The organism is Bradyrhizobium sp. 179 (genome assembly GCF_023073535.1).
Lineage (GTDB): Bacteria > Pseudomonadota > Alphaproteobacteria > Rhizobiales > Xanthobacteraceae > Bradyrhizobium.
On the sequence record NZ_JADPJR010000036.1, the window covers coordinates 130,084 to 151,702 of the forward strand.

The 21,619-nt window shown below is 64.3% G+C and carries 20 protein-coding genes; 8 read left to right on the forward strand and 12 right to left on the reverse strand.

What is annotated here, in order from left to right:
- The first annotated feature begins 21 nt into the window (after positions 1 to 21).
- The 3 genes from IVB12_RS09225 (at position 22) to IVB12_RS09235 (ending at position 1,898) form a co-directional block, all read left to right on the forward strand.
- Positions 22 to 273 carry a S4 domain-containing protein gene (locus IVB12_RS09225; protein WP_346657725.1) on the forward strand — a complete coding sequence of 84 codons (252 nt, stop codon included), beginning with the start codon at positions 22 to 24 and terminating at the stop codon, positions 271 to 273.
- Between the two features lie 132 nt (positions 274 to 405).
- Positions 406 to 744: a ferredoxin FdxA gene (fdxA, locus tag IVB12_RS09230; protein ID WP_018643465.1), complete on the forward strand. Its 339-nt coding sequence runs from the start codon at positions 406 to 408 to the stop codon at positions 742 to 744.
- Positions 745 to 1,088: 344 nt separating this feature from the next.
- Positions 1,089 to 1,898, forward strand: a complete 810-nt coding sequence (locus tag IVB12_RS09235) for a CarD family transcriptional regulator (protein WP_247297901.1) — start codon at positions 1,089 to 1,091, stop codon at positions 1,896 to 1,898.
- An 84-nt stretch (positions 1,899 to 1,982) separates the two neighbouring features.
- Here the strand turns inward: IVB12_RS09235 and IVB12_RS09240 are convergent, their stop codons facing one another.
- Genes IVB12_RS09240 through cyoA form a run of 7 tightly spaced genes read right to left on the reverse strand, consistent with a single transcriptional unit; the run spans position 1,983 to position 8,925 of the window.
- Positions 1,983 to 2,516, reverse strand: a complete 534-nt coding sequence (locus IVB12_RS09240) for a response regulator transcription factor (RefSeq protein WP_247276317.1) — start codon at positions 2,514 to 2,516, stop codon at positions 1,983 to 1,985.
- Positions 2,506 to 3,912 (reverse strand): ATP-binding protein, encoded by a 1,407-nt coding sequence (locus IVB12_RS09245; protein ID WP_247297904.1) that lies wholly within the window; start codon positions 3,910 to 3,912, stop codon positions 2,506 to 2,508. Before IVB12_RS09245 ends, IVB12_RS09240 begins: the two co-directional genes overlap by 11 nt.
- Positions 3,884 to 4,729: an SURF1 family protein gene (locus IVB12_RS09250; protein ID WP_247298018.1), complete on the reverse strand. Its 846-nt coding sequence runs from the start codon at positions 4,727 to 4,729 to the stop codon at positions 3,884 to 3,886. The genes IVB12_RS09245 and IVB12_RS09250 overlap by 29 nt, the downstream gene beginning before the upstream one ends.
- A gap of 19 nt (positions 4,730 to 4,748) precedes the next feature.
- The gene (cyoD, locus tag IVB12_RS09255) at positions 4,749 to 5,129 is read right to left on the reverse strand and encodes a cytochrome o ubiquinol oxidase subunit IV (protein ID WP_247297907.1); all 381 of its coding nucleotides are present in this window, start codon (positions 5,127 to 5,129) and stop codon (positions 4,749 to 4,751) included.
- The gene (cyoC, locus tag IVB12_RS09260; RefSeq protein ID WP_247297909.1) at positions 5,126 to 5,755 is read right to left on the reverse strand and encodes a cytochrome o ubiquinol oxidase subunit III; all 630 of its coding nucleotides are present in this window, start codon (positions 5,753 to 5,755) and stop codon (positions 5,126 to 5,128) included. Before cyoC ends, cyoD begins: the two co-directional genes overlap by 4 nt.
- Positions 5,756 to 7,753 (reverse strand): cytochrome o ubiquinol oxidase subunit I, encoded by a 1,998-nt coding sequence (gene cyoB, locus IVB12_RS09265; RefSeq protein WP_247297912.1) that lies wholly within the window; start codon positions 7,751 to 7,753, stop codon positions 5,756 to 5,758.
- Positions 7,754 to 7,764: 11 nt separating this feature from the next.
- Positions 7,765 to 8,925, reverse strand: a complete 1,161-nt coding sequence (cyoA, locus tag IVB12_RS09270; RefSeq protein ID WP_247297915.1) for a ubiquinol oxidase subunit II — start codon at positions 8,923 to 8,925, stop codon at positions 7,765 to 7,767.
- A gap of 181 nt (positions 8,926 to 9,106) precedes the next feature.
- Here cyoA and IVB12_RS09275 point away from each other — a divergent pair, with 181 nt between their 5' ends.
- The gene (locus IVB12_RS09275; RefSeq protein ID WP_247297918.1) at positions 9,107 to 10,435 is read left to right on the forward strand and encodes an MFS transporter; all 1,329 of its coding nucleotides are present in this window, start codon (positions 9,107 to 9,109) and stop codon (positions 10,433 to 10,435) included.
- 22 nt (positions 10,436 to 10,457) lie between these two features.
- On the opposite strand, the gene IVB12_RS09280 is transcribed toward IVB12_RS09275, so the two are convergent.
- Both IVB12_RS09280 and IVB12_RS09285 read right to left on the reverse strand, forming a co-directional pair.
- Positions 10,458 to 11,849 carry a M48 family metalloprotease gene (locus IVB12_RS09280; RefSeq protein ID WP_247298022.1) on the reverse strand — a complete coding sequence of 464 codons (1,392 nt, stop codon included), beginning with the start codon at positions 11,847 to 11,849 and terminating at the stop codon, positions 10,458 to 10,460.
- Between the two features lie 133 nt (positions 11,850 to 11,982).
- Entirely contained in the window at positions 11,983 to 12,834 is an 852-nt protein-coding gene (locus tag IVB12_RS09285; RefSeq protein WP_247297921.1) for a thermonuclease family protein, read from the reverse strand.
- Between the two features lie 204 nt (positions 12,835 to 13,038).
- On the opposite strand from IVB12_RS09285, the gene IVB12_RS09290 reads away from it, so the two are divergent.
- From IVB12_RS09290 to IVB12_RS09305, 4 genes are all read left to right on the forward strand, one after another.
- Positions 13,039 to 14,244: an ABC transporter substrate-binding protein gene (locus IVB12_RS09290; protein WP_247297926.1), complete on the forward strand. Its 1,206-nt coding sequence runs from the start codon at positions 13,039 to 13,041 to the stop codon at positions 14,242 to 14,244.
- 117 nt (positions 14,245 to 14,361) lie between these two features.
- Positions 14,362 to 15,153, forward strand: a complete 792-nt coding sequence (locus IVB12_RS09295; protein ID WP_247297929.1) for an enoyl-CoA hydratase — start codon at positions 14,362 to 14,364, stop codon at positions 15,151 to 15,153.
- A gap of 2 nt (positions 15,154 to 15,155) precedes the next feature.
- Positions 15,156 to 15,902 carry a hypothetical protein gene (locus IVB12_RS09300; RefSeq protein ID WP_247297932.1) on the forward strand — a complete coding sequence of 249 codons (747 nt, stop codon included), beginning with the start codon at positions 15,156 to 15,158 and terminating at the stop codon, positions 15,900 to 15,902.
- A 104-nt stretch (positions 15,903 to 16,006) separates the two neighbouring features.
- Positions 16,007 to 18,160: an acetate--CoA ligase family protein gene (locus IVB12_RS09305; RefSeq protein WP_247297946.1), complete on the forward strand. Its 2,154-nt coding sequence runs from the start codon at positions 16,007 to 16,009 to the stop codon at positions 18,158 to 18,160.
- Positions 18,161 to 18,344: 184 nt separating this feature from the next.
- Here the strand turns inward: IVB12_RS09305 and IVB12_RS09310 are convergent, their stop codons facing one another.
- From IVB12_RS09310 to IVB12_RS09320, 3 genes are all read right to left on the reverse strand, one after another.
- The gene (locus tag IVB12_RS09310; protein ID WP_247297951.1) at positions 18,345 to 19,163 is read right to left on the reverse strand and encodes an enoyl-CoA hydratase/isomerase family protein; all 819 of its coding nucleotides are present in this window, start codon (positions 19,161 to 19,163) and stop codon (positions 18,345 to 18,347) included.
- A gap of 196 nt (positions 19,164 to 19,359) precedes the next feature.
- The gene (locus IVB12_RS09315) at positions 19,360 to 20,520 is read right to left on the reverse strand and encodes an acyl-CoA dehydrogenase family protein (protein ID WP_247276331.1); all 1,161 of its coding nucleotides are present in this window, start codon (positions 20,518 to 20,520) and stop codon (positions 19,360 to 19,362) included.
- A 16-nt stretch (positions 20,521 to 20,536) separates the two neighbouring features.
- On the reverse strand, positions 20,537 to 21,601 hold the full coding sequence (locus tag IVB12_RS09320; RefSeq protein WP_247297954.1) for an acyl-CoA dehydrogenase family protein: 1,065 nt from the start codon (positions 21,599 to 21,601) through the stop codon (positions 20,537 to 20,539).
- Positions 21,602 to 21,619: the final 18 nt, after the last annotated feature.

Here is a 21,619-nt window from a genome sequence, read left to right on the forward strand (position 1 = left end):
CCTACGACCGAGCGGCAGCGCATCGACAAATGGCTGTGGCACGCCCGGGTGGTGAAGGCGCGCACCTCCGCCGCTGAGCTGGTGGTCACCGGCCACGTTCGCGTCAACGGCGCACGCGAGACATCGCCGGGGCATGCGATCAAGGTCGGCGACGTCCTCACCATCGCGCTCGATCGCACCGTGCGCGTCTTGAGGGTCATCGCCTTCAACGAGCGCCGCGGCGATGCCGCCTCGGCCCGCGTGCTCTACGAAGAGCTCGGCGAGCGCAATTAATTGCGCGGTGCATTCATTTCTTGGCTGGTCAAACGCACACAAGTGTCATGATCAGCCGTTCCCGACCTTGCGGCGCCCGGCCATCCGCGCTACGCAAGCCGCGACTTTTGAAAGAGCTTTTCGGAGCGTTGGATGACTTACGTCGTCACTGAAAACTGCATCAAGTGCAAGTACACCGACTGCGTCGAGGTCTGCCCGGTCGACTGTTTCTACGAGGGCGACAACATGCTCGTCATTCACCCCGACGAGTGCATCGATTGCGGCGTGTGCGAGCCGGAATGCCCCGCCGACGCCATCAAGCCGGACACAGAGCCGGGCCTTGAAAAGTGGCTCCAAGTCAACGCCGACTACGCCAAGAGCTGGCCCAACATCACCCAGAAGAAAGAATCACCCGCCGACGCCAAGGAATTCGACGGCATGGAAGGCAAGTTCGAGAAATATTTTTCTCCGAACCCGGGCTCGGGAGACTAATTAGGGCCCAAACTTAACCCTAATAGCTGCGTTAGGCCCGAAAACCAGCCCTGAAGACCCCTAAATCATTGATTTTTGCGGGAAATGTGCTATATTGGGCACATTAAGCCGAACCCCGTCAGCCCCGTTGGCCCCTCTGGGTTCCCGTGAAACCAAATGTCGAACAGGGGCGTGGCAGTTTCCGCGCGCAGGCTGTGTCACAGAAAACGCGTAAAAAGAGTACTTCAGCGAGGGTTTCCCATAAGGAGGCCAAAAAAGTCGCCGCGGCCAGCCGTAGCGCATCCAAGGGTCGGACCGCGACGAAGGCGCCGGCTGCAAAGTCCTCGAAGAACAAAAGAAGCGCAATGCCTAACAAGACTGCCAAACCGGCCGCGAAAGCGACCGCTGCCAAGCCTGCTGCTGCCAAGGCTCACCCTGCGAAGGCTCACGCTGCCAAGCCCGCCGCGCCGAAGGCTCCCGTTGCTGCTGCTCATGCCAAGGCTCCTGCCGCTGCCAAGCCGGCCGCCAAGCCCGCTGCTGCGCCGAAGGTCGAGGAAAAGAAGGTCGTCACCCAGCGTCAGGGCTTCAAGGCCAACGAATTCGTCGTTTATCCCGCTCACGGCGTCGGCCAGATCCTGGCCATCGAGGAGCAGGAGATCGCCGGTGCCAAGCTCGAGCTGTTCGTCATCAACTTCATCAAGGACAAGATGACGCTGCGCGTTCCGACCGCCAAGGTCGCCAATGTCGGCATGCGCAAGCTGTCCGATCCGGCGCTGGTCAAGAAGGCGCTGGAGACGCTCAAGGGCCGCGCCCGCGTCAAGCGCACCATGTGGTCGCGCCGCGCCCAGGAATACGAAGCGAAGATCAATTCGGGCGACATCGTCGCGATCGCGGAAGTCGTGCGCGACCTCTACCGCTCGGAGTCGCAGCCGGAGCAGTCCTACAGCGAACGCCAGCTCTATGAAGCGGCGCTCGACCGTCTGTCCCGCGAGATCGCGGTGGTGCAGCACTCGACCGAGACCGAGGCAGTCAAGGAGATCGAGGCCCAGCTCGCCAAGAGCCCGCGCCGCAACGCCAAGGCGGAAGCCGCCGAGGGCGAAGCAGATACGGATGCAGAGGGCGATACCGACGACACCGATGGCGACGATACCACCGTCGCCGACGAGGCTGCATAAGCAGCTCGTCGTATCGCAACAGATCAAAAGCCCGGCCGTTCGGCCGGGCTTTTTGCTTTGGGGGACGCTTGTCCGGACGGCACCTTATTTGACCGGCCGTTTCTCCAGCTTCCTTGCCAGCGTCCGCCGATGCATGCCGAGCCTTCGTGCCGCTTCCGAGATGTTGAAATCCGTCTCGATCAGGGTCTGGTGGATGCGCTCCCATTCCAGCGTCTTGATCGATGTCGGTCGTGCATCGAGCGCGACCTCGGCGTTGCCTTCGGCCTTGTTGAAGGCGGCCTCGATGTCGTCGGTGTTCGACGGTTTTGCCAGGTAGTGGCAGGCTCCCAGCTTGATGGCCTCGACGGCGGTCGAAATGCTGGCAAAGCCGGTCAGCACCACGATCAGCATGTCGGGATCATGCGTGTGCAAGAGCTCGACGCAGGCAAGCCCGGAGGCGCCGCCGAGCTTGAGGTCGACCACGGCGTGGCCGAACGAGCGCTCCTCCAGCACCTGGCGTACCTCTTCGATCGAGGCGGCGAGCACGACCTCGTAGCCGCGGCGCTCGAACGAGCGTTTCAGTGTGCGGGCGAAGCCGGCATCGTCCTCGACGACGATGAGCGAGCGGTCAGGCGTCAAAATTCCCTCCGATCGCGAGCGTTGCGAGCGGCAGCGTGAGGCGAACGGTGGCGCCGCGCTTCCTGTGGTTCTCGGCGGTCACGCTGCCTCCTAATTTGCGCACCACGTTCACCACCAGGAACAGGCCGAGCCCGCCGCCGGCGCGGCCCTTGCTGGACTGATAGGGCTTTCCGAGCTGCGCCAGCATCTCCGGCGCAAAGCCCGGGCCGCGGTCGCTGATCGACAGCACGAGATTGTCGCCCTCGCGCTCGGCGACGAGTTCGACCCAATCGCGCGAGACCTCATAGGCGTTGTCGAGCACGTTGAAGATCACCTGCTTCAGCGCGACGTCGGAGACGATCGCGACGTCCTCGCCGAAGGTGTTGACGAAGTAGAGCGTCCGCGCCGAGCGCGCGTCGCGCCATTCCTCCACCAGCGCGGTGACAAAAGCCGTCACCATCGTCGGTGAGGAGCCTTCGCCGCGTGCTTCGCCCGCCGACACCAGGATGCCCGTCACGATCGACTTGCAGCGTTGCAGCGAGGCCTCCATCTCCGCGAGATCCTCGGCGAGCTCCTGATCGGCGGCGAGATCCGGCATGCGGCGCCAGTCGCTGAGGATCACCGAAAGCGAGGCGAGCGGGGTGCCGAGCTCGTGGGCCGCGCCGGAGGCGAGCAGGCCCATGCGCACGATGTGATCCTGCTCGGCCGCGTGCTGGCGCAGCGCCGCCAGGTGTGCGTCGCGCTCGCGCAAATTCCTGTTGATGCGGGTGACGAACACCACCAGCAGAACGGCGTTGAGAACGAAGCCCAACAGCATGCCTGCTACGGTGAGGCTGTAGGTTTCGCTGATGGGATTTGGCGGCAGGTCGAGCGGCCTGTAGGCGAGCGTCAGCCACACGAAACTCGCGCAGGTCAGCGCAACCAGCGACCAGGTCGAGCGGGCATCGAGCAGCACCGCGCCCAGCGTCACCTGGAGCAGGAACAGCGAGGTGAAGGGATTGGTGGCGCCGCCAGAGAGGTAGAGCTGCGCGGTCAGCGCGGCGACGTCGAGCATCAGCGCGACCAAAAGCTCGTTGTTGGTGATCGCCGCGCGATGGCGCACCCAGACCAGGCTGGAGACGTTGAGCAGCACCAGCGCGCCGATCACCGCACCCATCCGTTCCAAGGGCAGGGGGATGCCAAGTCCGAAATGCACGGCGCCGATGGTCACGATCTGGCCGACCACCGCGGTCCAGCGCAGCTGGATCAGCAGCGCCATGTTCTTGCGGTTGGTCTCGTCGTCGGTGGGAGCAGTGCCGATCAACTCGCCGCGCGCGTCCTCCTGCGATTGCAGCGTCACGGCCAGCTCGCCGCCATGGGCAAGCGTCCGGGGGCTCGACTTTGCGTCGTCAGGTCGGCTCGACGATCGTTCCAGCATCTGATCCCGTCCTGCGGCCAGCGGCGTCGGAGCCGCCGGCCGGTTCGTGGACGAAGCGTTTGCGGCGGAATAGCCCGCCGCCGAATGTGACGAAAAGTCGACCGGCTAGCATGAAAGCCAGGGCAAACCACGTCAGCGCGTAGATCAGGTGGTTATTGGGAAAGCGGATGACGGTCAATCCGCCGATCGGACCGCCGGCAATTTGTGATCCGGCGTCGGCATCCACAAAAAAGGGCGCGACCTCGTGGAGGCCGCGTGCCGCCGCGATCGCGGCGACATCCCGCGAGTACCAGCGGTTGTGCTGTGGCACGTTGTTCCTGAGGAATCCGCCCTGGGGCTCCGTGATGCGCAACAGACCGGTGATCTCAACCTCGCCGTCGGGATTGCCGTCCCGGCGCGTCGAGGCGTCGCGCCGCTCGGAGGGCACGAAGCCGCGGTTGATCAAGACCTGCGTGCCGTCGCTGCGCAGAAGCGGCGTCAGCACCCAATAGCCGGGGCCTTCCTCGGTCACGGCCTGCACCAGCGTCTCGCAGTCATGCAGGAAATGGCCGGTGAGAGTGACGTGCCTGTACTCGTCGTTCGCGGTGGAGATCGTGGGCCACGCAGCAGGCGAGGGAACCGGCTGGGCCGGGGCATGAACGCGCTGCTCGACCCGGTCGATCAGCGCCAGCTTCCAGGCGCGGCGTTCGATCTGCCAGATGCCCAAAGCGATCAGAACGGCAATCGCCGTGAGCGAGAGGACCGTGAGCCACAGGGAGGGGGATCGCGCAGCCTTGCCGCGCGTCCCGCCTGCCTTGTCCTTCGCGGTCCAGATCATGCTCACGTCAGAGGCTCGCTCACTTCATTCCGCTCATCTGATGAATCGGCATCATGTTGCTGTTGAGGTGGTTCATCACCCACAGCGAACCGGAAAGCGCGATCACCACCATGACGATGGTGAAGATCAGCGCCATCATGCTCCAGCCGTTCTCCGACGTCGTATTCATGTGCAGGAAGTAGATCATGTGCACGACGATCTGCACGACTGCGAAGGCCATGATGAGCAGCACGGTGATCTGCTTGCTCGGCAGCGCGCCGCTCATCACCAGCCAGAACGGGATCGCGGTGAGCACGACCGAGAGCACGAAGCCGAGCATATAGGTCGAGAACGTGCCATGGGCGTGGCCGTCGCCATGGTGATGATTGTCGGCGTGCGCGGTGTGGGTATCGGTGTTCATCGCAGAACTCCCAGCAGATAGACGAAGGTGAAGACGCCGATCCAGACTACGTCGAGGAAGTGCCAGAACATCGACAAGCACATCAGGCGGCGGCGGTTGGCTTCGATCAGGCCGAACTTGCCGACCTGCACCATCAGCGTCACGAGCCAGATCAGGCCGCAGGAGACGTGCAGGCCGTGGGTGCCGACCAGGGTGAAGAACGCGGACAGGAAGGCGCTGCGCTGCGGCGTGGCGCCCTCGTGGATCATGTGGGCGAACTCGGTGAGTTCGATGCCGATGAAGGCGAGGCCGAACAGGCCGGTGATCGCCAGCCACATCTGGGTCTGCGCGACCTTGTTCTGCTGAATCGTCAGCATGGCAAAACCGTAGGTGATCGACGACAGCAGCAGCATCGAGGTGTTCACCGCGACCAGATTCAGGTCGAACAGGTCCTTTGGCGCGGGACCGGCGGCATAGTTGCCGCCGAGCACGCCGAAGGTGGCGAACAAGATCGCGAAGATGAGGCAGTCGCTCATCAGATAGATCCAGAAGCCCAGCGCGGTGCTCCAGCCTTCCGGATGCGGGTGCTCGTCGGCGAGGTAGAAGATCGGCTCGCCGGATTGGGTGGGCTTGATCGCGACAGTCATTTACTTGGCTCCGGCGAGCAGTTTGGTGCGCGCGTCCTCGGTCCGGATGACGTCTTCAGCCGGAATGTCGAAGTCGCGGTGATAGTTGAAAGTGTGACCGATACCGACGGCGAGCATCGCAATGAAGCTCACGGCGGCCAGCCACCAGATGTACCAGATCAGGCCGAACCCCATCGCGGTGGCAAGACCGGCGAGGATGATGCCGGTGCCGGTGCTGCTGGGCATGTGGATCGGCTTGAACCCGGTGAGCGGACGCTGGTAGCCGCGCTTTTTCATGTCCCACCACGCATCGTTGTCGTGCACGACGGGCGTGAAGGCGAAGTTGTAGTCCGGCGGGGGTGAAGAGGTCGCCCATTCCAGCGTGCGTGCATCCCAGGGATCGCCGGTGACGTCCTTGAGCTGCTCGCGCTTGAGGAAGCTCACCGCGAACTGCACCAGCATGCAGATGATACCGAGCAAGACGAGGCCGGCGCCGATCGCGGCGATGATGAACCAGATCTGGAGCGAGGGATCGTCGAACACGCGCAGGCGGCGGGTCACGCCCATCAGGCCGAGCACATAGAGCGGCATGAAGGCAAGATAGAAGCCGCTGACCCAGAACCAGAACGACAGCTTGCCCCAGAACGGATCGAGCTTGAAGCCGAACGCCTTCGGGAACCAGTAGCTGATGCCTGCGAACGCGCCGAACACCACGCCGCCGATGATCACATTGTGGAAGTGCGCGATCAGGAACAGGCTGTTGTGCAGGACGAAGTCGGCAGGCGGTACCGCGAGCAGCACGCCGGTCATGCCGCCGATCACGAAGGTCAGCATGAAGGCGATGGTCCACATCATCGGCAGCTCGTAGCGGATGCGGCCGCGATACATCGTGAACAGCCAGTTGAACATCTTCGCCCCCGTCGGGATCGAGATGATCATCGTGGTGATGCCGAAGAACGAGTTGACGCTGGCGCCCGAGCCCATCGTGAAGAAGTGGTGCAGCCAGACCAGGTACGACAGGATGGTGATGACGACCGTGGCGTAGACCATCGAGGTGTAGCCGAACAGCCGCTTGCCGGAGAAGGTCGAGGTGACTTCCGAGAAGATGCCGAAGGCGGGGAGAACCAGGATGTAGACCTCGGGGTGGCCCCAGATCCAGATCAGGTTCACGTACATCATCGGGCTGCCGCCGAAATCATTCGTGAAGAAGTTGGTGCCGACATAGCGGTCGAGCGAGAGCAGCGCGAGCACGACGGTGAGGACGGGAAAGGAGGCGACGATCAGGACGTTGGTGCAGAGCGAGGTCCAGGTGAACACCGGCATCCGCATCATGGTCATGCCCGGGGCTCGCAGCTTGACGATAGTACAGATCAGGTTGATGCCGGATAGCGTCGTGCCGACGCCGGCGACCTGAAGCGCCCAGATGTAATAGTCGACGCCGACGTCGGGACTGTAGCCGATGTTCGACAGCGGCGGGTAAGCCAGCCAGCCGGTGCGGGCGAATTCGCCGATGAACAGCGAGGCCATCACCAGCACTGCGCCGCCGACCGTCATCCAGAAGCTGAAATTGTTCAGGAACGGGAACGACACGTCGCGCGCGCCGATCTGGAGCGGCACGACGTAGTTCATCAGGCCGGTGACCAGCGGCATCGCCACGAAGAAGATCATGATCACGCCGTGGGCGGTGAAGACCTGATCGTAGTGATGGGCGTTGAGATAGCCTTCGGAGCCGCCAAAGGCGAGCATCTGCTGGCCGCGCATCATCAGCGCGTCGGCGAAGCCGCGCAGCAGCATCACGATGCCGAGGATCATGTACATGATGCCGATGCGCTTGTGGTCCACGGTGGTGAACCACTCGCGCCACAGATAGCCCCAGAGACGGAAATAGGTGAGAGCGCCGAGCAGCGCGGCGCCGCCGAGCGCGACCACCACGAAGGTGCCGACGACGATCGGCTCGTGCAGCGGCAGCGATTCGAAGCCGAGCCGGCCGAAGATAAGCTTGAGAAGATCAGGAGACATGCGGGATCTCTTTAAGAATCTGACTTCGGACGCTGTCCGAGGAAGAAGGAGGACTTCAGCGGCGTGAACGACGGCCGCTTCAGGCCGGCGCCCAGCAGCGGCGCGGTGTCGGTCGGCGCCTTGATCGACGCGGTGGTCGCGGCGCCTTGCGGCGCATCCGGGGTGCAGGTGCCGGCAACGAAGCTCGGCTCCGGCCCAAGCGCCGTGCCGCGGCGGGCGTATTTGTCGTAGGCGAGCGGCAGAATGTTGTTCAGGCCCTGATGGCCGGCTCCGCCCTTGGCGTCGATCGCCATCATCTCGCTCTGGCACATCTTGCCGGTCTCGACGCACATATTGAGGATCAGGCGGTAGAGATCGGCATCGACGGTGCCCCAGCGCCGCACCGGCTCGTTCTGACTGGGCTTTTCGAGCTGGAGATATTCGGCGCGGCCGAGCGAGCCGCCGGCCGACTTGGCGCTGGCGATCCAGGCGTCAAAGCCCTTGTCGTCGAGGCCCTGGAAGTTGAAGTGCATGCCGGAGAAGCCGGCGCCGCTGTAATTCGCCGAAAAACCCTTGTAGGTGCCGGCGTGGTTGACGACGGCGTGCAGCTTCGTCTCCATGCCCGGCATCGCGTAGATCTGGCCGGCGAGCGCGGGGATGTAGAACGAGTTCATCACCGAGGATGCGGTGATGCGAAAGGTGATCGGACGGTCGACCGGAGCTGCGAGCTCATTGACGGTGGCAATGCCGTAGTCCGGGTAGATGAAGAGCCATTTCCAGTCGAGCGCGACGACGTCGACCTCGAGCGGGGCCTTGGATTGATCCACGGCGCGCTCGGCATGGATGCGGCCGAGCGTGCGATAAGGGTCGAGCAAATGCGTTCCCATCCAGGTCAGCGCGCCCAGACACACGATGATCAGAAGCGGCGCCGACCAGATCACCAGCTCGAGCTTGGTCGAGTGGTCCCAATCCGGCTCGTAGCGAGCCTCAGTGTTGGACTGGCGGTAGCGCCAGGCGAACAGCACCGTCAGCGCCATCACGGGGACGACGATCAGGAGCATCAGGACGGTGGAGATGATGACGAGGTCGCGCTGCTGGGCAGCGATATCGCCGGCGGGCGCCAGCACGACGTAGTTGCAGCCACTGAGCGCAGCGGCCAGGGGTAGCAGCGCCAGGATCTTGAGACGGGACACGGGCCGAGCCTTTAAGAATGAGTTTCCTTTGCGAGGCCAAGGGGTAGCTGCGGCGCAGCAATCCGGACATTGGACAATTTGTCCAATGTTGCAGTGCGGAATGTTGGGTCAGAGAGGTCCAGATTGCCTGGCGCCCCGCCGGGCGGTCGGCTTTGGTTTTCAGGACGTTAAGGGCGCACGCATGGCGACGGCACAGACCCCCGCAATGGCAGACCTCCACTCGGGCGAGCACGGCCACGACCAGGCCAGTCCAGGCGAGATCGCCATCGGCGTCATCATTGGCCGTACCTCGGAATTCTTCGACTTCTTCGTGTTCGCGATCGCCTCCGTGATCGTGTTTCCCCGCCTGGTGTTCCCGTTCGCGAGCGAACTGACGGGCACGCTCTATTCCTTCATGATCTTCGCGCTGGCCTTCATGGCCCGCCCTATCGGCACCGTCATTTTCATGACGATCGACCGCGGCTACGGCAAGACGGCCAAGCTGATCTCGGCGCTTTTCCTGCTCGGCACTGCTACCGTCGCGATCGCGTTCCTGCCCGGCTATCACGAGATCGGCGTTGCCGCGATCTGGCTGCTGGCGCTGGCGCGTATCGCGCAGGGTTTGGCCTGGGGCGGCGCCTGGGACGGTCTCGCCTCGCTGCTGGCGCTGAATGCGCCGCCCTCCAAGCGTGGCTGGTACGCGATGGTGCCGCAGTTAGGGGCCCCGCTCGGGCTGATCGTGGCGAGCGCGCTGTTCGCCTATTTCGCCGGCAATCTCTCGGCCGACGATTTCTTCGACTGGGGCTGGCGCTATCCGTTCTTCGTCGCCTTCGCCATCAACGTCGTGGCGCTGTTCGCCCGCCTGCGCATGGTGACGACCGAGGAATATGCCTCGCTGTTCGAGACTCGCGAATTGCAGCCGGCGCGCATCTCAGACACCGTCGCGCGTGAAGGTCAGAACATCATGCTCGGTGCGTTCGCGCCGCTGGCGAGCTTCGCCCTGTTCCACATGGTGACGGTGTTTCCGCTGTCCTGGGTGTTCCTGTTCACCCGCGAAAGCCCGGTGCGCTTCCTGATCATCGAAATCGTTGCTGCCGTGTTCGGCGTCGCCGCGATCGTGATCTCCGGCATCATCGCCGACCGTGTCGGCCGCAAATCGCTGCTGATGGGATCGGCAATCGCGATCGCGATCTATAGCGGCTTCGCCCCCCAGCTGCTCGATGCTGGTGCGTTCGGCGAGACCATCTACATGGTGATCGGCTTCATCCTGCTCGGCCTGTCCTTCGGCCAGTCCTCGGGCGCGATCGCCTCGAACTTCAAGCAGACGTACCGTTACACGGCGTCCGCACTGACGTCGGATATGGCCTGGCTGTTCGGCGCCGGCTTCGCGCCGCTGGTGGCGCTTTTGCTCGCGACCAATCTCGGCGTCATCGCCTCGGGTGCGTACCTGCTGTCGGGCGCGTTCTGGACCCTGCTCGCGCTCTGGCTCAGCGGCCAGCGCGAGGCCGGCGATATGGACGCGGGGCGGTAGCCATCCGGGCTACGCGTCGACGTCAATCCGCAACGATCTTCACCCGATCACGCACCTTCACCTGCGCGTTGCGGTCGAGGCCGTTGAGCACGCGGAAACGCTCGGCGGGATGGTCGACGCCGGCCATGCGATGGGAGAGCGATTCCACGGTGTCGCCGGGCTGCACCGTGATGACCTTGATCCGTAGCGGGCGCGCGGCCTGGATCTCCTCGAGCGTCAGGCGGCGGAATGAATTGACGGTCTCGCGCGCGTTGCGGTCGCTCTCGGTCGACTTCTGCCTGGCTGCGAAGATGAAGCGGTAGACATCGCTGCCGAAGCGCAAAGCATAGACCTTGAACTGCCACTGATCGCCCTTGGCGGTGGCGGACGCCGCCGGAAAGCCGTTGATGGTGAGATCCTCGGTGGACGCCTTCTCGACACCTTCCATCCAGCCGGAGTTCAGGTAATCGCCGAGCGACTGCTCGGCGGGCACGCGCACCACGTCGAAGCGCATCGCCTGCGAGCCGCCCTCGCGCACGCCGATCACCGCCTGCGCGGTGTTGTCGAGCGTGAAATTGTCCGGCGCCTGGAAGGTAAAGCCGAGCTTGGGATGCAGGAACCTGCGGCCGCGGACAAAGCCTTCGCTGGGGTCTTCGCCATAGACGAGATTGTCGATCGCGGCGAGATAGGTCTCGCGGTCGCGCTCGGCGCCTTCGGGCGCTGCATATTGTCGCGCAATGGTCTGCGCATTCTGCACGCGCTCCGGGGTGGCCGGATGCGACGAGGTGAAATCCTGCGCGCGTGGATCGAGCGAGCTTTTCCCGGCCTTCAGCTCGGCATTGCGCTCCATCGCCGAGAGGAAGCGCGCCGCACCGTAAGGGTCAAAATGCGCGCGGGCGGAAATGCCGACGCCGATGCCGTCGGCCTCGATCTCCTGCTTGCGCGAGAAGCTCGCCATGGTGAGCTTGGTCTTGGCGAGCGCCAGCGCGGTCAGATCTGGATCGTTGCCCATGTCGGTGACGACACGGGTGACGATCGCGGCTTGGCGCGCCTGGTCCTCGCGCATCGCGGCGTGCTTGGACAGCACATGCGCCATCTCGTGGCTGAGCACGGAGGACAATTCCGAGGTGTCGCTGGCGAGCGCGAGCAGGCCGCGCGTGACGTAGAGCTGGCCGTTCGGCAGTGCGAACGCATTCACCGCGCCGGAATTGAGGATGGTGACCTTGTAGCCCTGATCGGGGCGATCGGAGGCGGCGACCAGCCGGTCGACGGTCTTGCTGACAAGCGATTCCAGCCGGGGATCGTCATAGGTGCCGCCATAGCTCGCCAGGATGCGCTCGTGCTCCTTCTCGGTGGCCGGGGTCTGCGCGACCGCGGGCTTCGGCTTGGGCATCGCGACAGCCGGTGGGGTCGCGGCGGCCTGGAACCTGCCCATGTCGCCGCAGCCGGCGAGAAGCCCGCCCAGAACAAGGCACAGCGCGGCCGGCGCAGCCCGCAGGCGGCGGCCATCACCTCGTTCGTGCCGTTCTAGCACCCCATTCACGTCGCTTAACCCGTGCCCGGCCCTTTTAGGGCCTTACCCCTGTCGGCTCGTTTGCGCCCAGCAACTCGACCTGTCCCACGAGTCGTATATCGATACGCGGCCCCGTATTCCCTTCAACCCAGCCCCGAACGCGAATACGTCGATTCTCCAAGGACTTGAGGGTAATTCCGGCGTTTTCGAATGCCGGCAGCGTGCGCCTTGAAATAGTCGCCGCAAAGCCCCGTGTCCAGTTTCGTCCGAAGTTGAGGTAGGTCATTGCCCCAGCTTGCCGGACCGACAGGACTTTGCCCTCAACCACCATAAAACGCCCAATCCCTGCCAAAATATCGTCCGGACTTTCCGCGTTTTTTATGGCCGACGGGTCAGCCCAGATGCCCATTTTTTGGCGCCGCGCCTCGGCTTCCGACCCCATCAGGGCGGCCCCGCAATCTTTGTCCGTGATCTCGGCGGAGACGATGGCATCGCCTTGGGCGAGCAGCGTCGTCTGCACCGGGGTGTTGCTTTCGCCGGCGAAGACCAGCGCGTTCTGGCGGCCGTAACGATCGGGCGTGTCGTCGCTGCCGCGGAGCGTGACGTCGCGGCCGGCGAGCAGCGAGGTCAGCGCCTGCTTCGTCGTTGCCGTCGGCTCGATGCCGGCGAGACGGATCTCGCGGCCGTCGTCCAGGCGGATGCTGCGCGCATCGGGGATCGCGGCGACACGGCCTTCACCTTGCGCTTCGAATTGGCACGGCGAGGCAAACGCAGCGTGATTTGCGACGAGAAGAACTACGACGATGAGGTGAAGCCGTTGCGCCACGTGGCCCGGAGAGGTTGCATTGAGTTTCAACTTTAACCCAAGCGTGGCGGGTCGCGAAGAGGCTTCCTCACACACCCACAATGAGTGCGGAAAGATCTCGCGTCATTTCCACCATTCCGCTTTGCGGAAAACCTCTGCGCCATCGCAAGACGTGTGTCGTGCTTCTGCTTGCTGCGCTCTCGCGCATGCGGCATGATTGCGGCAATAGCGATCGCCAAAAGCAATAACCAAGAGCAATAACCAAGCCGCCATCAGAGCACGGCACGATAAGGGAGGTCTGTTTCGATGAAGCATATTCTGTCGGGCATTTTTGCTGCCGCGTTTGCCATGAGCGCGAGCGCCGTGCAGGCGGAGGACAAGCCGCCGCTCAAGATCGGCGGCATCCTCGACATGTCGAGCCTCTATGCGGACATCACCGGCCCCGGCAGCGAGACCGCGGCCAAGATGGCTGTCGAGGACTTTGGCGGCGAGGTGCTGGGACGCAAGATCCAGGTGCTGGCGGCCGACCATCTCAACAAGGCCGATCTGTCCGCCAACATCGCCCGCGACATGCTCGACAACCAGGGCGTCGAGATGATCTACGACGTCGCGGCCTCCGCGACCGCGCTCGCCGCCGGAGAGATCGCGAAAGCGCGCAACAAGATCATCATCTTCAACGGCCCGGGCTCGATCCGCCTCAGCAACGAAGCCTGCGGTCCCTATACCGTGCACTACGTGTTCGACACGTTCGCCCAGGCCAACGTGACCGGCCTTGCCGCGGTCAAATCCGGCCTCGACACCTGGTTCTTCCTCACCGCCGATTATGCCTTCGGCCAGGATCTGGAGAAGGACACCAGCAACGTCGTCACCAAGACCGGTGGCAAGGTGCTCGGCAGCGTGCGTCATCCGCTCAACACTTCGGATTTCTCGTCGTTCCTGCTTCAGGCGCAGGCCTCCAAGGCCAAGGTGATTGGGCTCGCCAATGCCGGCGGCGACACCGTGAACGCCATCAAGCAATCGGCGGAGTTCGGCATCATGAAGGGGGGACAGAAGCTGTCGCCGCTGCTCGCCTTCGTCACCGACATCGACTCGATCGGGCTTGAGACCGCGCAGGGCCTGCTGCTGGCCGAAGCGTTCTACTGGGACATGAACGACGAGACGCGCGCCTTCTCGAAGCGCTTCCAGGAACGCGTGAAGCGGCCGCCGACCTCGGCGCAGGCCGGCGTCTATTCCTCCGTCACCCATTACCTGAAAGCGGTGAAGGCAGCCGGCACGACCGACGCTGCGGCGGTCATGAAGGTGATGAAGGAGACGCCGATCAACGACTTCTTCGCCAAGGGTGGCAAGATCCGCGAGGACGGCCGCATGATTCACGACATGTACCTGTTCGAGGTGAAGAAGCCGTCGGAATCCAAGGGCCGCTGGGACGATTACAAGCTGCTCGCCACCGTCCCCGGCAATGAGGCGTTCCAGTCGCTGGAGCAGTCGCGCTGCCCGCTGGTGAAGAAATAACCGCGTGACGCAGTCGTAACGTCATCCCGGGGCGCGAAGCGAACCCGGGATCTCGAGGTTCCGGGTTCTCGCTTCGCGAGCCCCGGAAAGACTCAATCAAACAAAGGAAGACCACCCATGAGCAACGACATGGTCCTGCAAAGGCTCGAAGGCGGGCTGCTCACCATCACGATGAACCGGCCCGAGCGCAAGAATGCGCTCAATCCGGACATGGTCGCCGGGCTGGTCGAGGCGGCGCGGCGCGCGGCCGATGATCCGGAGGTGCGGGCGGTGCTGTTCAAGGGCGCGGGCGGCAGTTTCTGCGTCGGCGGCGACGTCAAGTCGATGGCGGAGGGCCGCGCGCCGCTGCCGTTCGAGCAGAAGCTCGCAAACCTGCGCCGCGGCATGGAGGTCTCGCGCATCCTGCACCAGATGCCAAAGCCCGTCGTGGCGCAGCTCGACGGCGCGGCGGCCGGCGCCGGCCTATCGATGGCGCTGTCCTGCGACCTGCGCATCGCCAGCGAATCCTGCAAGATCACGACCGCCTTCGCCAAGGTCGGCTTCTCCGGCGATTACGGCGGGACCTATTTTCTGACGCAATTGCTCGGCAGCGCGCGGGCGCGCGAGCTCTATCTGATGTCGCCGGTGCTGACTGCAAAAGAGGCGCATGCGATCGGCATGGTGACGAAGGTCGTTCCCGACACCGAGATCGATGCTGCCGCGCACGAGCTCGCGCTGTCGCTGGCGCAGGGCCCATCGATCGCGCTCGGCTTCATCAAGCGCAACATCAACAATGCCGAGCATCTGGCGCTGGAGGATTGCTTCGACGGCGAGGCGATCCATCACACCCGATGCGGCGACACCGAGGACCACAAGCAGGCCGCCAAAGCCTTCGTCGAGAAGCGCAAGCCGACCTTCAAGGGCGCATGACGATGGCGCCCTATATCCGGCTGCGGCAGATCTGCCTGGTGGCGCCGCAGCTTGAGCCTGTCATCACGGATATCGCCAGGATCATGGGCCTCACTGTGTGCTATCGCGACGGCAATGTCGCGAAATACGGTCTGGAGAACGCGCTGCTCCCGGTCGACACGATCCTGCTGGAGGTCGTGGCGCCCTTCAAGGACGGCACCACGGCCGGTCGCTTCATCGAGAAGACCGGCGGCCGTGGCGGCTACATGGCGATCTTCTGCTGCAACGATCCGGACGAGCGCGGCCGCAACGCCAGCGCGCTGGGCGTGCGCACCGCCAACGTCATCGACCATGGGCCCTATCACGGCGTGCAGCTCCATCCCCGCGACTGCCGCGCCGCCTTCATCGAGTTCAATCACACCGAAGGCAGCGACGACATTCTTGGCCTCTATCCGCCGGCGGGACCCGACTGGCAAAAATTCATCCGCAAGGATGTGACGCAGGCGCTGACGACCGTGGAGATGCAAAGCCCCGACCCGCAGGGGCTGGCGGAGCACTGGGGCAAGATCATTGGTATTGCGCCGCGCGACGCCGAACTGAAGCTGCCCAATGCAAGCTTCCGATTCGTGAAGGGGGCCAGCGAGATCATGAGCGCGCTGGAGTTTCGGGTGGCTGATGTGGCGCGCGTGCTGCATGCGGCCAAGGCGAAGGGGCTGGCCGTTGCCGGCAACGAGTTCTTGTTAGGTGGTGTAACGTTCCGCGTCGCTTGAGTTGTCGCCTCATGTCTCGTCGTATCGTCGTGCCCGGGCTTGTCCCGGGCATCCACGTTCTTGGGCTGGAATGACGGCGTTGGATGGTCGGGACAAGCCCGGCCATGACGGATAGGCTGATCGAAAAAGAACAGGGACACGCCATGCCGCATCCGCTCGACAGCTTCTTTGCGCCCGCGAGCATCGCGCTGATCGGGGCCTCGCGCGATCACGAGAAGATTCCGGGGCGGCTTTTGTCGATGCTGCGCAAGAACGATTATCCCGGCAAGATCTATCCGGTGAACCCGAACTATGCCGACATCGACGGGCTCGCCTGCTGTAAATCGATCGCCGAGATCGGCGCGCCGATCGATCTCGCTGTCATCGTCATTCCGGCCCGCGCAGTGCTGCCAGCGCTCGAGCAATGCGCCGCCGCCGGGGTCAAGAACGCCGTCATCATCTCCTCTGGCTTCGCGGAGGAGGGCGGCGACAGCGCGGCGATGCAGGACGCGATCGCGGCGCTGGCGAGACGCACCGGCATGCGGATTTCCGGCCCCAATGCCGAGGGCTTCTTCAGCCAAATGCAGCGCGTGGCGGCCACCTTCAGTCCCGCAGTGGACGTCAAGCCGGGTGTGGTGCCGCTGGTCGCTACGCAAAAGCGGATCGGCATCGTCGCGCAGAGCGGCGGCATCGGCTTTGCCTATCATCATCGTGCGAGGGCGATCGGTATCGCCGTGAGCTACGTTGTCAGCACCGGCAACGAATCCGATCTCGGCGCCGGCGAGTTCCTGGACTATTTGGTGCAGGACGACTCGACCGACGTCATCCTGCTGTTCATCGAAGGCATCCGTGACGTCGACAAGTTTCTGGCCGCGACGCGGCGCGCCGCCGAGACGAGAAAGCCCGTCATCGTGACAAAAGTCGGCCGTTCCGGCGCAGGCCAGCGCGCGGCGGCCTCGCACACGGCGAGCATGGCCGGCTGGTCGGCGGCCTATGACGCGGTGTTCGCGAAATACGGATTCATCGTCTCCAACGATCTCGACGAGGCGCTGACGATCGCGGCGCTGCTCGCCAGCAATCCGCTGCCAAAGGGCGATCGCGTCGCCGTTGTCACCGTCTCCGGCGGCGCCGGCATCTGGGGCGCGGATGCTGTGGCACTGCAAGGCTTGCAGGTGCCGGAGCTCTCCGAAACGATCCAGGCCGGGATCCGAACGCTGATGCCGTCCTACGGCACCGCACGCAACCCGATCGACGTTACGGCGCAAGGCGTGACCTCCGGCGGATTGCAGAAGAGCGTCGACCTGCTCACCGCCTCCGAGGAGGTCGACGCGGTGCTGGTCGTGCTCTCACTGTCGAGCGAGGTGCGCAAACCGTTCGACGAGGCCGAGCTGACGCCGGCGCTGGCGGCGCAGAAGAAGCCGGTCGCGTTCTATTCCTACACGGTGCCCTCCGACTTCGCGCGGCGGGAGCTCGCGAAGTCTGGTGTCGTGGTCCTCTCCGGTCTGACTCATGTCGGCGTCGCGATGCGGCGGCTCGTCGACTACGCAATGTTCAATCTGCCGAAGCCCGCGGACGAGACGCGGTTGCCGGTGCGCGACCTCTCTGCGCATTTGAAGCAGCAGGCATTGTCCGAGGCCGACAGCAAGGCATTGCTCCGCCGCGCCGGCATCGCGCTGCCGGACGAAGTGCTGGTGACGGACAAGGCCGGGCTGGATGAAGCCGTCGCCCGCGTCGGCTTTCCGCTGGTGATGAAGATCCAGTCGCCCGACATCGCGCACAAGAGCGAAGTCGATGGCGTGCGCGTCAACATCACCACAAAGGGCGAGGTCTTCCTGGCGTTCGAAGCGTTGCTTAACAATGCGCGCAGGCAGCGGCCGGCGGCGGTCATTCAAGGTGTGCTGGTTGGGCCAATGGCGAAGAAGGGCGTCGAGATCATCGTGGGGACGATGACGGACAGGACATTTGGCCCGATGGTGATGGTGGGGCTCGGCGGCGTCACGACCGAGCTATTCCGCGATGTGGTCTATCGTCCGGCGCCTGTCGGTGCGGAGGAGGCCGGCGCGATGCTGGCAGGATTGAAGGCTGCGCCGCTCCTGAACGGCTTTCGTGGAGGGGCGAGGGCGGATGTCACGGCGCTGGCGCAGCTCGTCGCCGATGTCTCCGTGCTTGCCGCGCGGCATGCAGCGGAGATCGCGGAGATCGAGCTCAATCCGGTGCTGGTGCATGCCGAGGGGCAGGGCGTGACGATCGTCGACGCGCTTGTAGCGAGGCGCACTTAAACTCTCTCCCCTTGTGGGCCCCTTGTGGGAGAGGGTGGCTCGCCGTGTCGCGGCGCGACGGGTGAGGGGTATCTCTCCGCAAATACGGGCTTGATCGCATGGGATAGATACCCCTCATCCGGCGCTTCGCGCCACCTTCTCCCACAAGGGGAGAAGGAAGAAAGAGATGCCTTCACCCGACGAGCTACCTTCCTTTAAAATTCGCCACGCGCCGTTCTTCCGTCGCCTTCACGCCCTCCTTAAAATCCTCCGTCGCGCGCAGCCGCGTCTGCTCGGCGAGCTCGTGATTGGTCGCCGCCATGACGCGGTCGGCCAATCCGGCGCGCATCGTGGCGCGGGTGGAGAGCAGGCCGAGCGGCGAGCATTCGGCGATCTCGCTGGCGAGCTTCATCGCGGCCGCCTTGACCTGGTCCTGCGGCACCAGCTCGTTGGCGAGGCCCCATTTGTAAGCCTCCTCGCCGGTGACGCGGCGGCTGGTGTAGAACATCAGCTCGGCGTTGTTCTTGCCGATCAGCTCGGGCAGCGTCACGGTCAGGCCGAAGCCGGGATGGAAGCCGAGCTTGGTAAAGTTCGCGGAGAAGCGGGCTTCGGGACAGGTGACGCGGAAGTCCGCGGAGACCGCCAGGCCCAGGCCGCCGCCGATGGCAGCGCCCTGCACGGCGGCGACGATCGGCTTCTTGGCGCGGAAGATGCGCACGGCCTGGATGTAGAGATGGTTGATCGGCCCGAGACTGTCGGCCGGATCGCCCTTGGCGGTCTTCTCCGCTTCGCGCGCTTCCTGCGCCTGCCGCGCCGGATCGCCGAAATTGGCGCCGGCGCAGAATGCCTTGCCCTGTGCCGATAGAACCGAGGCGCGGATTTCGATGTCGCGGTCGAACTCGTCGAGCGCATCCGCGATCTGGTTGATCAGCGAGATGTCGAAGAAGTTGAGCGGCGGGCGGCGGATCTCGATGGTGCCGACATGTCCGACCTTCTCGACGCCGATGTCATTATAGGTGCTCATAGGTTGTCTCCAAACATCTCGATCTCTCAGTAGCGAAGAACCACCTCTCCCATCGGGAGAGGTCGGCGCGTAGCGCCGGGTGAGGGGCTGCGGTCCTGGTGAGGGCGTAACCCCTCATCCGATTTGCTGACGCAAATCGACCTCTCCCTATGGGAGAGGTGGCCGGAGCGAGCCGCGATCGTGTCGCCCATTCGTCCTAACGCAAGCCCAGTCCGCGGGCGATGATGCCGCGCAGCACCTCGGTGGTGCCGCCCTGGATGGTTAGTTTCGGTGCGGTCTTGATGGCGAAATCGAGCTGCCGCTCCAGCGTCTCGCGGTTGGTCGCGGTCTCCTCGACGAAGGCGGCGAGATCGCGCACCCGGTGCGGCAGCTGCTGCTCCCAGACCGTGCCGATATCCTTGACGATGGACGCTTCCACCACCGGCTCCTTGCCGGCCTGCAGCATGCCGGCAACCGAAACCGACATGCGCCGCATGGTGTGGAGCTGCGCAACCAGGCGCCCGATGCCCTCGGCGCTGCGCGTGTCCGGGTTGGGGCCGATCGCGCGCACCAGCTCGGTCAGCACGTAATAGGTCTCGAGGAAGCGTTCGGGGCCTGAACGCTCATAGGCAAGCTCCGATGTCGCCTGTTTCCAGGCGCCATCGACCTCGCCGAGCACATGATCGTCGGGAATGAAGTGATCGGTGAAGACGACCTCGTTGAACTCGTACTGGCCGGTGATCTGGCCGATCGGGTTCACCTTGATGCCCGGCTGCTTCATCTTAACCAGGAACTGGGTCAGGCCGTGGCGGCGGTTTTCCTTGGTCGGCGGCGAGGTCCGGAAGATCGCGATCATGTAGTCGGCGATATGCGCCGACGAGGTCCAGATCTTGGTGCCGTTGATGAGATAGCCGCCGTCGGTCTTGGTGGCGCGCGTCTTTGCCGCGAACAGGTCGGAGCCGGAGTTCGGCTCGCTCATGCCGATGGCAAAGCAGATCTCGCCGCGGCAGATGCGCGGCAGGATCTCCATCTTGATGTGCTCGGGCGCGTATTTCAGCAGCACCGGCCCGCTCTGGCGATCAGCGACGAAGAAGCGCCGCGTCGGCGCATTCGCCACGCGCATCTCCTCGGTCACGACGTAACGTTCGAGGAACGAGCGCTCCTGGCCGCCATATTTTTTGGGCCAGGTCATGCCGAGCCAGCCCTTGGCGCCGACCCGGCGGGAGAATTCCGGCGCGTCGGTGTCCTCGCGGTTGGGCTTGTGCGGATCAAAGGTGCCGGCGGCAATTTCTTCGGCGAGGAAGGCGCGCACTTCCTTGCGCAATTGCTCGCATTTTTCGGGGAGGCGGATCGGATCGAAACGGAGGGCAGCGGTCATTGTCGTCGTCCCCTGATCAGCGCGAAGCCACGAGCGGCCACAATTCATCGGCGCCGCGGTTTGCAACGAGCCTGCCGAGCTCGACGGCCCAATGGCTCTCCGACCCGAAATCGTCGCGCCAGGCCAGCGCCCGCAGCGAGTAGCGGTGCAGGATATGCTCCATGGTGAAGCCGATCGCGCCGTGGACCTGGTGCGCGATAGCGCCGCCTTTTTCCGCAGCTTCCGCGCAACGGATTTTTGCGGAGGCGGCTTCGAGATAGACCTCGTCGTCGAACGCCTTGGCGTTCGCAATCGCATCGGCGGCAGAGGTCGCGGCCGCCAGCGCTGCGGCGGATTCGCCGGCGAGGCGTGCGAGATTGTGCTGCACCGCCTGGAATTTCGAGATCTTCTTCTCGAAGGCGACGCGCTCGTTGGAATAGCGCACGGAGATATCGAGCATGGATTCCAGCGCGCCGGCGATCTGAAGGCTGCGCGCGACGCCGCCCATCAGCATCAGCGTGGTCTGCTCAAAGCTTTGTGGCGCGGGCTTGAGGGTGACGGGCTGAACCTTATCGAGCGTCACGGTGTCGCTGTGATCGTAGCCGACATTGAGCCCGGCTTCGATCCGGGACTTGTTCGCATCGACCAGCGCGATGGACAGGCCGTCCTTGCCCTGCGCCAGCACCGCAAAATGCTTCGCCGCCTTGGCAAAGGGCACGCCGCGCGCGCGGCCGGAGAGCGCGCCTTCGGCATCGAGCGTGATGTGGTCCTTTGGCGAGGCCGGCAGCACCGTCATCTCGCCCTCGGGCGAGGCAATCTTGGCCTGCGCAAGCAGCCAGCCCGCGAGCATGGTCTCGGCCAGCGGAACCGCGACCGCAAAGCGGCCCGCAGCATTCAGAAGGGCAAAGCCGTCGGCAAGGCTGGCGCCGGAGCCGCCGAGGTCGTCAGGCACCCACGATAGCGGCAGGCCGGCCTCGCTCAGCGCCTGCCACAGCGGCGCCTGCCACGAATTCTTCTTGTCGTTGTTGATGGTTTGCGGATCGGCGAGATCGGCGAAGATTTTTTCCGCGGTCTCGACGACGATATTGTCACTCTCCGCCACAGCGTTCCCCGTGCTTTG

Bases quoted from the DNA above. Each gene is read 5' to 3' on its own strand.
- fdxA (WP_018643465.1), top strand. From the start codon at position 406: ATGACTTACGTCGTCACTGAAAACTGCATCAAGTGCAAGTACACCGAC.
- IVB12_RS09235 (WP_247297901.1), top strand. From the start codon at position 1,089: ATGCCTAACAAGACTGCCAAACCGGCCGCGAAAGCGACCGCTGCCAAG.
- IVB12_RS09245 (WP_247297904.1), bottom strand. From the start codon at position 3,912: ATGCTGGAACGATCGTCGAGCCGACCTGACGACGCAAAGTCGAGCCCC.
- IVB12_RS09250 (WP_247298018.1), bottom strand. From the start codon at position 4,729: ATGATCTGGACCGCGAAGGACAAGGCAGGCGGGACGCGCGGCAAGGCT.
- cyoD (WP_247297907.1), bottom strand. From the start codon at position 5,129: ATGAACACCGATACCCACACCGCGCACGCCGACAATCATCACCATGGC.
- cyoC (WP_247297909.1), bottom strand. From the start codon at position 5,755: ATGACTGTCGCGATCAAGCCCACCCAATCCGGCGAGCCGATCTTCTAC.
- cyoB (WP_247297912.1), bottom strand. From the start codon at position 7,753: ATGTCTCCTGATCTTCTCAAGCTTATCTTCGGCCGGCTCGGCTTCGAA.
- IVB12_RS09275 (WP_247297918.1), top strand. From the start codon at position 9,107: ATGGCGACGGCACAGACCCCCGCAATGGCAGACCTCCACTCGGGCGAG.
- IVB12_RS09280 (WP_247298022.1), bottom strand. From the start codon at position 11,849: ATGGGCAGGTTCCAGGCCGCCGCGACCCCACCGGCTGTCGCGATGCCC.
- IVB12_RS09290 (WP_247297926.1), top strand. From the start codon at position 13,039: ATGAAGCATATTCTGTCGGGCATTTTTGCTGCCGCGTTTGCCATGAGC.
- IVB12_RS09295 (WP_247297929.1), top strand. From the start codon at position 14,362: ATGAGCAACGACATGGTCCTGCAAAGGCTCGAAGGCGGGCTGCTCACC.
- IVB12_RS09300 (WP_247297932.1), top strand. From the start codon at position 15,156: ATGGCGCCCTATATCCGGCTGCGGCAGATCTGCCTGGTGGCGCCGCAG.
- IVB12_RS09305 (WP_247297946.1), top strand. From the start codon at position 16,007: ATGACGGATAGGCTGATCGAAAAAGAACAGGGACACGCCATGCCGCAT.
- IVB12_RS09310 (WP_247297951.1), bottom strand. From the start codon at position 19,163: ATGAGCACCTATAATGACATCGGCGTCGAGAAGGTCGGACATGTCGGC.
- IVB12_RS09315 (WP_247276331.1), bottom strand. From the start codon at position 20,520: ATGACCGCTGCCCTCCGTTTCGATCCGATCCGCCTCCCCGAAAAATGC.